The organism is Ruegeria sp. A4 (genome assembly GCF_056543025.1).
On record NZ_JBQGAW010000003.1, the window covers coordinates 367,031 to 375,046 of the forward strand.

At 59.7% G+C, this 8,016-nt stretch carries 10 protein-coding genes; 5 read left to right on the top strand and 5 right to left on the bottom strand.

Going from position 1 to position 8,016, the window contains the following annotated elements:
- Window positions 1–10: 10 nt before the first annotated feature.
- Window positions 11–667: a sigma-70 family RNA polymerase sigma factor gene (locus ACR0E2_RS13175; RefSeq protein ID WP_480446705.1), complete on the bottom strand. Its 657-nt coding sequence runs from the start codon at window positions 665–667 to the stop codon at window positions 11–13.
- 146 nt (window positions 668–813) lie between these two features.
- Between ACR0E2_RS13175 and ACR0E2_RS13180 the strand changes: the two genes are divergently transcribed.
- From ACR0E2_RS13180 to ACR0E2_RS13195, 4 genes are all read left to right on the top strand, one after another.
- Window positions 814–1,587, top strand: a complete 774-nt coding sequence (locus tag ACR0E2_RS13180; protein ID WP_480446706.1) for a DUF1365 domain-containing protein — start codon at window positions 814–816, stop codon at window positions 1,585–1,587.
- 85 nt (window positions 1,588–1,672) lie between these two features.
- Window positions 1,673–1,990 carry a DUF3775 domain-containing protein gene (locus ACR0E2_RS13185; protein WP_152459349.1) on the top strand — a complete coding sequence of 106 codons (318 nt, stop codon included), beginning with the start codon at window positions 1,673–1,675 and terminating at the stop codon, window positions 1,988–1,990.
- A gap of 238 nt (window positions 1,991–2,228) precedes the next feature.
- The gene (locus tag ACR0E2_RS13190; protein ID WP_170346658.1) at window positions 2,229–2,456 is read left to right on the top strand and encodes a YjiS-like domain-containing protein; all 228 of its coding nucleotides are present in this window, start codon (window positions 2,229–2,231) and stop codon (window positions 2,454–2,456) included.
- Window positions 2,457–2,515: 59 nt separating this feature from the next.
- Complete coding sequence (locus tag ACR0E2_RS13195; protein ID WP_152459347.1) at window positions 2,516–2,719, top strand: DUF1127 domain-containing protein; 204 nt, start codon at window positions 2,516–2,518, stop codon at window positions 2,717–2,719.
- A 94-nt stretch (window positions 2,720–2,813) separates the two neighbouring features.
- Here ACR0E2_RS13195 and ACR0E2_RS13200 read toward each other — a convergent pair whose 3' ends face one another.
- From ACR0E2_RS13200 to ACR0E2_RS13215, 4 genes are read right to left on the bottom strand one after another with little or no spacing between them, the layout of a single operon-like run.
- The gene (locus ACR0E2_RS13200) at window positions 2,814–3,956 is read right to left on the bottom strand and encodes a saccharopine dehydrogenase family protein (protein WP_480446707.1); all 1,143 of its coding nucleotides are present in this window, start codon (window positions 3,954–3,956) and stop codon (window positions 2,814–2,816) included.
- Between the two features lie 3 nt (window positions 3,957–3,959).
- Entirely contained in the window at window positions 3,960–5,015 is a 1,056-nt protein-coding gene (locus ACR0E2_RS13205) for a saccharopine dehydrogenase (RefSeq protein ID WP_480446708.1), read from the bottom strand.
- Window positions 5,016–5,029: 14 nt separating this feature from the next.
- Window positions 5,030–5,644, bottom strand: a complete 615-nt coding sequence (locus tag ACR0E2_RS13210) for a glutathione S-transferase family protein (protein WP_480446709.1) — start codon at window positions 5,642–5,644, stop codon at window positions 5,030–5,032.
- Window positions 5,645–5,662: 18 nt separating this feature from the next.
- The gene (locus ACR0E2_RS13215; protein ID WP_224858379.1) at window positions 5,663–6,313 is read right to left on the bottom strand and encodes a histidine phosphatase family protein; all 651 of its coding nucleotides are present in this window, start codon (window positions 6,311–6,313) and stop codon (window positions 5,663–5,665) included.
- 136 nt (window positions 6,314–6,449) lie between these two features.
- On the opposite strand from ACR0E2_RS13215, the gene ACR0E2_RS13220 reads away from it, so the two are divergent.
- Window positions 6,450–7,637 carry a Zn-dependent hydrolase gene (locus ACR0E2_RS13220; protein ID WP_480446710.1) on the top strand — a complete coding sequence of 396 codons (1,188 nt, stop codon included), beginning with the start codon at window positions 6,450–6,452 and terminating at the stop codon, window positions 7,635–7,637.
- Window positions 7,638–8,016: the final 379 nt, after the last annotated feature.

The following is an 8,016-nucleotide window of genomic DNA, read 5'->3' on the forward strand; positions in this document are numbered from 1 at the left end:
CGTACTCATCTCAGTTCATCGCATGGCGCAAGCGGTCCAGCGCCAGCCTGATTCGTGATTTGATCGTTCCCAGGGGCAACCCGGTCTGAGACGCAATTTCCCGATGACTCAGATCACCGAAATACGCCTTTTCGATCAGCTCTCTCTGCGCGTCCGGCAACGCTGTCAAAGCGGTGCGAAGCTGCGCGGTTTCTTGTTGCAGCGCGATGACATCGTCCTGTTCAGGCTCGGCCTCGGGACCCCACCACAATTCTTCGGGTTCGGGGCGGCGTTGCTTGCGCAGAACGTCAATGCGCTTGTTCCGAGCAATCGTGAATACCCAAGTAGCCACCGTTGCCCGCGTCGGGTCGAACAGATGGGCTTTGTGCCACAAAGTCGCCATCACCTCCTGCGCACACTCCTCGGCCATCGTGGCGTCTGATCCTGACTTCATCAGGAACGCCTTGATCCGTGGCGCGAAGTGCTGGAACAGTTCGGCAAATGCCGCCTGGTCCTGCGCGTCGCGGATGCGCCTGACGTGATCCACCCATTCGGTTCTGGTCTCGCGCCTGCCGTTACTTCCGTTCACCCGTCTACCCTTGATGCGTTTCTTTTCGCGCCGAGGCTGAAGGGCGGCCGGTTCAGCCGCAGGTTCGTCCAGAGGCACGGTATCGATCTCGGTAAACATAACCTCATTACGGCGCGTTCCCCAAGCCGGATCACTTTATCGGGACATTATGATCCAAATTGTGCAAATTGCCGTATCGGAATTACCAGCATCTGAAGGAAATCAGTGTAGTTCAAGGCATTTACGGGAAGGCCAGAAAGCAGCGGATGACGCAGAAAATAGACCATATCGCGGGTCATACCTATCACGGGCGCAAGGGTGCGATTGAAAACGCATTCCGATACTCGGTCGATTACATCCTGCTGGACCCCGAAGCAGAGCTGGACACCCCTTTGCTGTTTTCGGTTGATCGCGCGAATGTCACGAACTGGCGCACCGCCGACCATGGGGGAGAGCCGGGTCATGGGGAAGGGGCCCAGTGGCTCCGCGTTCGATTTGATGAAATGTCGGTGCAACAACCGGCGCGTTTCAAGTTGCTCACGCAACCGCGCGTTTTGGGGCACGTTTTCAATCCCGTCAGTTTTTGGTTCTGTTTTGACGACACCGATCACCTTTATGCCGTGGTGGCCGAGGTCACCAATACCTATGGCACCCGTCACAGTTACCTGTGTCACAAACCCGATTTCTCGGTCATCGAACCGACTGACAGGGTGGTGGCGGACAAGCTGATGCACGTTTCACCGTTTCAGAAAATCGAAGGCAGCTATACGTTCCGCTTCGACTATCGCGCGGATCGCGTCGGTGTCTGGATTGATTACGGCCGCGCTGATGGTGGGCTGATCGCGACGCTGACCGGCCCGCGGCAACCCCTGACAAACCGCGTGATTCTGTGGTCCTTGCTGCGGCGGCCATTCGGCGCCCGGCGAACCTTTGCACTGATCGTCTGGCAGGCGTTCAGACTGTGGCTGAAAAAAGCCACCTTTCGCCCGTTTCGCAGGCAACCGGTGCCGGACCAGCCGATTTCGCGTGCGCGGCACTAGGGCCGTTGTTTGCGTAAGATCAAAGACGCGGCTGGTGTTCGGTGATTGTGATGGCACGACAACCGCGAACACGAGGAGCTGATGCATGTTGGAAATATCGGCAAGAAAGGTCGCTCAGATTGCCATGATGGGGCGCGAGCTGAACCGGGCAGAAGGTGAAATGCGCGCCTTCATCGAACGTATGAGCGAAGACGAGCAAGCCGAACTGGTTGCCATCATGTGGATCGGCCGCGAAAGCTTTTTCCCCGAGGATCTGGCCGAAGCGATTGCCACTGCCAAGGCCGAGGCCTCGACCCCCTGCGCCGACTACCTGATCGGCACTCCGCATATGTCAGACCACCTCGAGAACGGTCTGGACGCGCTGGGGATATCGGCCGAAGACGTTGAAAACGATCTGATGTGACTTGCCTGCAAAGGGGTGGTTTCTGCGACGGATCGACATTCGCGTTATCTTGATCCGCCACTGAAAAGACATGTCGCGGGCCTGGATCGAAATCTGCAATCAACGCGCCGGTCCAGCCCGAACTTTCCCTCCAATACAGTCTTAACAAACCTTAATGAACCGGTTTGGCAACGTTAAGGCAGCCTTCCCAAATTTGATGTCAGGAAGACAAAGACATTGAGTTCAGGAGGAGAAAGACATGTCACATACACAAACATTCGAAGGCCGGGGTGGTCTGCTTGACGGTCTGTTTTCAAACTATGCAGAAGCAAAGGTCGAGCATTTCCGCCGCCGAATTCTTTCGAAAACCGTGCGGGATCTGGAAAAGCTTGATGACGTGCAACTGGCCGATATCGGCATCCAGCGGGATCAGATCAAAAGGCGCGCATATGAAAGTGTGTATCACAACAAGCCATACCGGCAGTGATCAAGCATTCGGCGTGCACTGAAACCAATCCCCGAAAGCATGTTAGCGAGGTTACCAGAATGTTCGACGTCGTACCGCCCACCAATCAACCGGCTCCGGCCGCCAGCGCGCTATTGCTGTTCGATCGTGCCATGCGGATCCGTTCGATCAGCCCTGATATTGTCCGCGCAGCCCAGCATCTGAATGCTTTGACCGATCATCAGCTGTCCGAGCTGGGCATCAACCGCAGTGATATCGAAGATACCATCCAGCGGTATATCTGAAGGCCGGGTGAGGGAAACCCGAACGAGGACAATATGCGTAATGTACAAAAATGAAAGCCTTTCCAGACAGTCTGGAATGGCTTTTTTTTTGCATTCAGGCCATGTGATCGACGATTTGCAGATGCTGGGCCAGCTTGTCGATTTCACCCATCCATCCCTGCACCAGCTTGGGATCACTGGGGGCCGCGTGAACACCGGCCGGGATGGCGCGGTTCAATACGGCCTCGACCGCAAGTGAGACCGGAATCGACACCAGACGCGCCATCGCCGTGCCACGTTCGTCGCCCCAGGCGTCCATGACATAGGTCTTGTGCCAGACTTCGATGCCGTCTTTCTCGGCCTTCAATCCCACACACAACACAACACGATCAGGCTCACCTTCGTCATAGGCGTTTTCCTCCCAGAACTGGTCCGACATCTCTTTCAGACGCGCATCCCCTTCCGGGCCGGACAGGGTTTCGATCTCGGTGAACACATCCGACCACGCGTCGGCCCAGCCGTTCAGACGCAGGGTGCCGCGGACGAATTCCTTGACCGGCCAGTGATCCTCGAAATGATACTGCGCCATGAAGGGGATTGAATCGCGGTTCGGGTAGACCTCGAAGCTTTCCGGTGTCGGCAGTGGGGCGATGTAGCTGCTGATCGCATCCCAGGGGCGGGCAACGTCCAGCGGCGCGTAATCGCGGATCGATTTCGACGGCGACCGCAGCGCTTTCAACACGCCCAGCGGCGACCAGCTGAATTTATAGCGAAACGGGTTGGGGTTCTTGGGAATGCCGCCGCAATAGGAAATGAAGCTCAGGTGGTTTTCCGGGTCGAACGCATCGGAGCCGCGGTAGTCGTCGATCAGGGCATGTGCCATCAGGTGATCGATGCCCGGGTCCAACCCGACCTCGTTGACCAGCGCGACACCGGCCTCGCGCGCCTTGTCATCCAGCGCGCGCATCTCGGGCGCGATATACGAGGACGAGACGAAATTGGCCCCTTTCGAAATCGCCAGTTCCGCCAGCGGCACATGCCAGTCGCCCGGCAGCATCGAGACGATCACGTCGCCCTTCTCAAGCACAGCGCCCAGGGCGTCGATGTCGAAGGCCCGGATGTCGTCGGTCAGGTCTCCGACCTCGGCGCGGGCCTTGTCGACGGTCCGGTTCCACACGGTGACCTTGTGGCCGCCTTCGATCAGGCGACGCAGGCCGGGAATGGCCGAGAGGCCGGTGCCACACCAATGAATGGTCATCGTTCAGAGTCCTTCAATATGCGTTTTGTAAGTTGCTTCTGCCCGCCCCCAGACACCGCTGTCCAGATCGGTCAGAGTCAGCAAGGACGGCAGCAGTTGCGCCGCATAGTCTTCCGAGCTTTCGACCGGCAGCATCGACGGCAGGTTGTCGATCGCCATCACGTCCATCACCGGGTCGGTGGCCACGCGCAGGGCGGGTTCTTGCCACGTGGTGGCGCGGTCATAGACGGGCACCGGGTTGTAGTCGCTGTCAGGGTCGCAGGCCACGTCACCGATGGCGGTCAGCTTGCGCGGGGCGGTCAATGCCTCGCGCGGGACGAAGACCGGCGTTCCGGGGCGCGCAAAGATGCAGTTCAGGAACAGATCATGGTCGAGGATGTCCGGGAAAGGCCCACCGCTGGCGGTTTCGGCCATGTCCCACTTGGTGACCGCGACGCCCATCGCCTCACAAAGGTCAGCGGCGCCGGTGCCTACACGGCCCAAAGCTCCGATGACGATGGCGCGGGGGCGGGGCGCGCCGGTGGCGTCCAATTCTGCCAGAAGTCCGGCGTTCAGCGCGTCCTTGCCGGGATAAACACCGACGGGGCCGCAGATCCCGCCCCGTTGCTGCGCCGCCCAGGTCTTGAGCGTCACCGCCGCGCCCGCGTAGCCTGCCCAATAGCCGAATGCGGCGACCCGGCGACCATCCTCATCGACGAGGTATTCCAGATCATAAAGCGTGCCGCCGCCCGCCTTGAACCGTTCCAGCAGAGCCCGGCCCGAATGCTGGCCCTTGAAGGCATGGCCGAACATGATGTGGCGATGCGGCAGGGGTGTACCGTCTTCGGGCAGTTCCTTGAGGCCGAAGATGATCGCGTCCAGCGGGGCCTCGGGCCAGGAATTCTCGGGCGCGATCTCGCAGCCTGCTTCCTTGTAGCCGTCCAGTGGAATGGCGCGGGCATGGCCGTCCTCGACCGTCACGCGGATGCCGGCCGCGATCAGCGCGGCGGCACCTTCCGGCGTCAGCCCAACCCGTTCTTCGTTCGGGCGCTGTTCTGCCCGGACCCAGAGATGTGTCATCATATTTCCTTTTGTCAGAGCATTCCGGCAGCACGCACTGCCTGAACCGAAGGGCGTGCCTCCATCGCCTCACGGAAGGCGACGATTTTGGGAAAGGCCGAAACGTCCACGCCATCGCCTTCCAGCCAGCTGCACACCACATACAGATAGGCATCGGCCAGCGAAAACGCCTCGCCCAGCACAAATGGACCACGCAGGCCGTTCGACGAGATATATTCGCAGGACGCGGTCATCGTCTGCGCGACCTTGTCTTTCATGTCTTTCCAGCTGGATTTCTTGTCGGCCCAGCGGTGCCCGCGCAGCTTGTGCGCGTGGTTCACATGCATGGTCGAGGCAAGGTAGAACAGCACTTCGCGCATCCGGGCAGCCATCACCGGATCAGCCGGCACCAGCCCGGTCTCGGGGGCCTTGGCTGCAACGAATTCCAGCAGGGCTCCGGTTTCAGTCAGGATGCCGCCATCCACCACCAGCGCCGGAACGCGGCCTTTTGGGTTTATTTGCTTGTAAGCTGGTTTCGTCTGTTCGCCCCCGGCGAAGTCGAGTTTGACCGCTTCGTATTCCAGCCCGGCCTCTTCCAGTGCGATCGCAACAGCGACCGAGATGGTACGGGGTGCATAGTAGAGCTGCATCAGGCGTCTCCGATCTGGTTACAGGTGGGTCTGCGCGAACTGCCGATCAGGGGCTTCCAGATGCGGAACGGCATTGAAAAGAACCGGGCTCAGCTGAGCGCCAATCGGATGCAGACGATGCATCGACGTGTTCATGATGGCAAGGGCCACCCGTGCCATTGACGGGATATCCAACCCCATCGCCTGCCGCACCACCATCGAAATCAACCCGCCCGAGGTCACGACGATTGCCGGTCCGCCCTCGGTCCCGATCTCGTGCAACGCGTCGCGCACGCGCGTCTCGAATTCTTCGAAGGTTTCCGGTGCGTTCTTGATTTCGCCATTGGCCCAGGCCGCAAATGTTCTGGGCAGGTGTTCGACGAAACCTTCGCGGTCGGTGGGGATCGCGACGCCGTGTTGGTCCTCGAACAGTTGCGCCAGCGTGAAATACTCGATCTCGTTCAGTCGCGCGTCACGGATTGGCTCGTGCAATCCCATGCTGTCCGCTGTCTCGGCGTGGCGGGTCAGGGTGCCGCAATAGACCCGGGCATAGTGGCTGCGGGTGTCACGCAGATGCGCCCCCAGCCAGCGCGCCTGCTGATGCCCCAAGTCGCTGAGCCTGTCATAGCTTGCCTCGTCCCGCGCCGTTGTGTTCGCCTGCCCGTGACGCACCAATGTGATATGTGACATGTCGGTCCCTCTTGGGCCGAAGTCTTAGGGCAGGTTCCCCTCCGGTGCCAGAGGGGTTTCACGCCTGTCGAAAAAAACCTCGCTCCTTTTCTGTTTCTGGCTATGGTTCGCCTCGAACAAACCTTCGGAGGGGTTTATGACCGTCGATCACACGCGTTTTCTGACCGACCTGCATAAGTTGCGTGAATTCGGTGCCGCAGGCGTGGGCAAGGGGGTTGTCCGCCCTGCCTATTCCGACGCGGATATCGCTGCGCGCCAGTGGCTTGCCGGACGTATGCGCGAAGCGGGCCTGACCCCGCAGTTTGACCCGGTGGGAAACCTGTTCGGATTGGCGTCCGGTCCTTCGCTGCTGATGGGATCACATTCCGACAGTCAGCCCGAAGGCGGCTGGCTGGACGGCGCCCTGGGCGTCATCGCCGCGCTGGAAGTTGCACGTTCCGTCGACCGTCCCATTTCAGTTGTCAGCTTTCAGGACGAAGAGGGGCGGTTTGGCGTGACCACAGGTTCTGCTGTCTGGTCGGGCGGGTTGACTCTGGAAAAAGCCGATGTGTTGACCGATGGGGCCGGCGTCAGCTTTGGTCAGGCCCGATCCTCCATGGCAGACTTGTCACAGGGATTCGTGGACCCGTCCCGCTTCGATGGCTTCATAGAGATGCATATCGAACAGGGCCCCTCTCTGGACGCGTCCGGAGACCAGATCGGAGTTGTCACCGATATCGTTGGCATCCGCGATATGTCGATCACCTTCGAAGGTCAGCAGAACCACGCCGGCACCACCCCCATGCACCTGCGCCGCGACGCATTTCAGGCCCTGTCCCTGTTCAACACCCGGCTCAATGAGAGGTTCCGCAATGTCGTCACGCCGCAGACGGTCTGGACAATCGGGCGGGTCAACCTGCATCCAAACGCTTCGTCCATCGTGCCGGGGCGGGTTCGGTTCTCGATGCAATGGCGCGATGCCGATGCAGACCGTTTGGCCCGGATGGAGGAGATCATTCGGGCGACAGCACAAGAAACCGCTGAGCAACTGGGGATGAGTTTGGATTACGGCCCCATCCTTGGGCTGGATCCCGTTGCCATGGATCCGACCTTGCGCCGCGCTCTTGAACGCGGTGCGGAACAGGTCGCGCCGGGTCGGTGGCGCAGAATGCCCTCGGGGGCCTTGCACGATGCCACCAACGTGTCTCGCCTGATGCCGGTCGCGATGCTGTTCACGCCCTCGATCGACGGAGTCAGCCATGATTTTGCAGAAGATACGGCAGAGGTCGATTTGATTGCGGGGCTCGAAGTTCTGGTGCGTGCCGTACGGTCCCTCTCTGTCTAAACGCAACTTTGCAACGAAAAATCCCGAGGAAGGTTGTGCATCGACGGTGAAATCCTCCCCCCGGCATCCGGCCGGGCGCCGGGGATTTCACGCGATGGAAATGAGGGTTGTTGCCTAACGGAAAAAAGTTTCCTATAGGAACATTCATGATGCATGCGTCTGTATACCGCCTCTTCTTCGGATCGGTGTTTCACTAGAAAACGGGTGGAATCATTGCATTCTATGCGGCTTGGGGCAGACTGACGGTTATGCATTTTGACCTTTGGATAATCGGAAGTTGACCGGATCATGACCACACCGAAGCGCACGCCTCTCCACTCTTTGCACGTCGAGCTTGGCGGCAAGATGGTTGATTTTGCTGGTTGGGAGATGCCTGTTC

Bases quoted from the DNA above. Each gene is read 5' to 3' on its own strand.
- ACR0E2_RS13205 (WP_480446708.1), bottom strand. From the start codon at position 5,015: ATGACACATCTCTGGGTCCGGGCAGAACAGCGCCCGAACGAAGAACGG.
- ACR0E2_RS13215 (WP_224858379.1), bottom strand. From the start codon at position 6,313: ATGTCACATATCACATTGGTGCGTCACGGGCAGGCGAACACAACGGCG.
- ACR0E2_RS13175 (WP_480446705.1), bottom strand. From the start codon at position 667: ATGTTTACCGAGATCGATACCGTGCCTCTGGACGAACCTGCGGCTGAA.
- ACR0E2_RS13190 (WP_170346658.1), top strand. From the start codon at position 2,229: ATGTCACATACACAAACATTCGAAGGCCGGGGTGGTCTGCTTGACGGT.
- ACR0E2_RS13185 (WP_152459349.1), top strand. From the start codon at position 1,673: ATGTTGGAAATATCGGCAAGAAAGGTCGCTCAGATTGCCATGATGGGG.
- ACR0E2_RS13210 (WP_480446709.1), bottom strand. From the start codon at position 5,644: ATGCAGCTCTACTATGCACCCCGTACCATCTCGGTCGCTGTTGCGATC.
- ACR0E2_RS13180 (WP_480446706.1), top strand. From the start codon at position 814: ATGACGCAGAAAATAGACCATATCGCGGGTCATACCTATCACGGGCGC.
- ACR0E2_RS13220 (WP_480446710.1), top strand. From the start codon at position 6,450: ATGACCGTCGATCACACGCGTTTTCTGACCGACCTGCATAAGTTGCGT.
- ACR0E2_RS13195 (WP_152459347.1), top strand. From the start codon at position 2,516: ATGTTCGACGTCGTACCGCCCACCAATCAACCGGCTCCGGCCGCCAGC.
- ACR0E2_RS13200 (WP_480446707.1), bottom strand. From the start codon at position 3,956: ATGACCATTCATTGGTGTGGCACCGGCCTCTCGGCCATTCCCGGCCTG.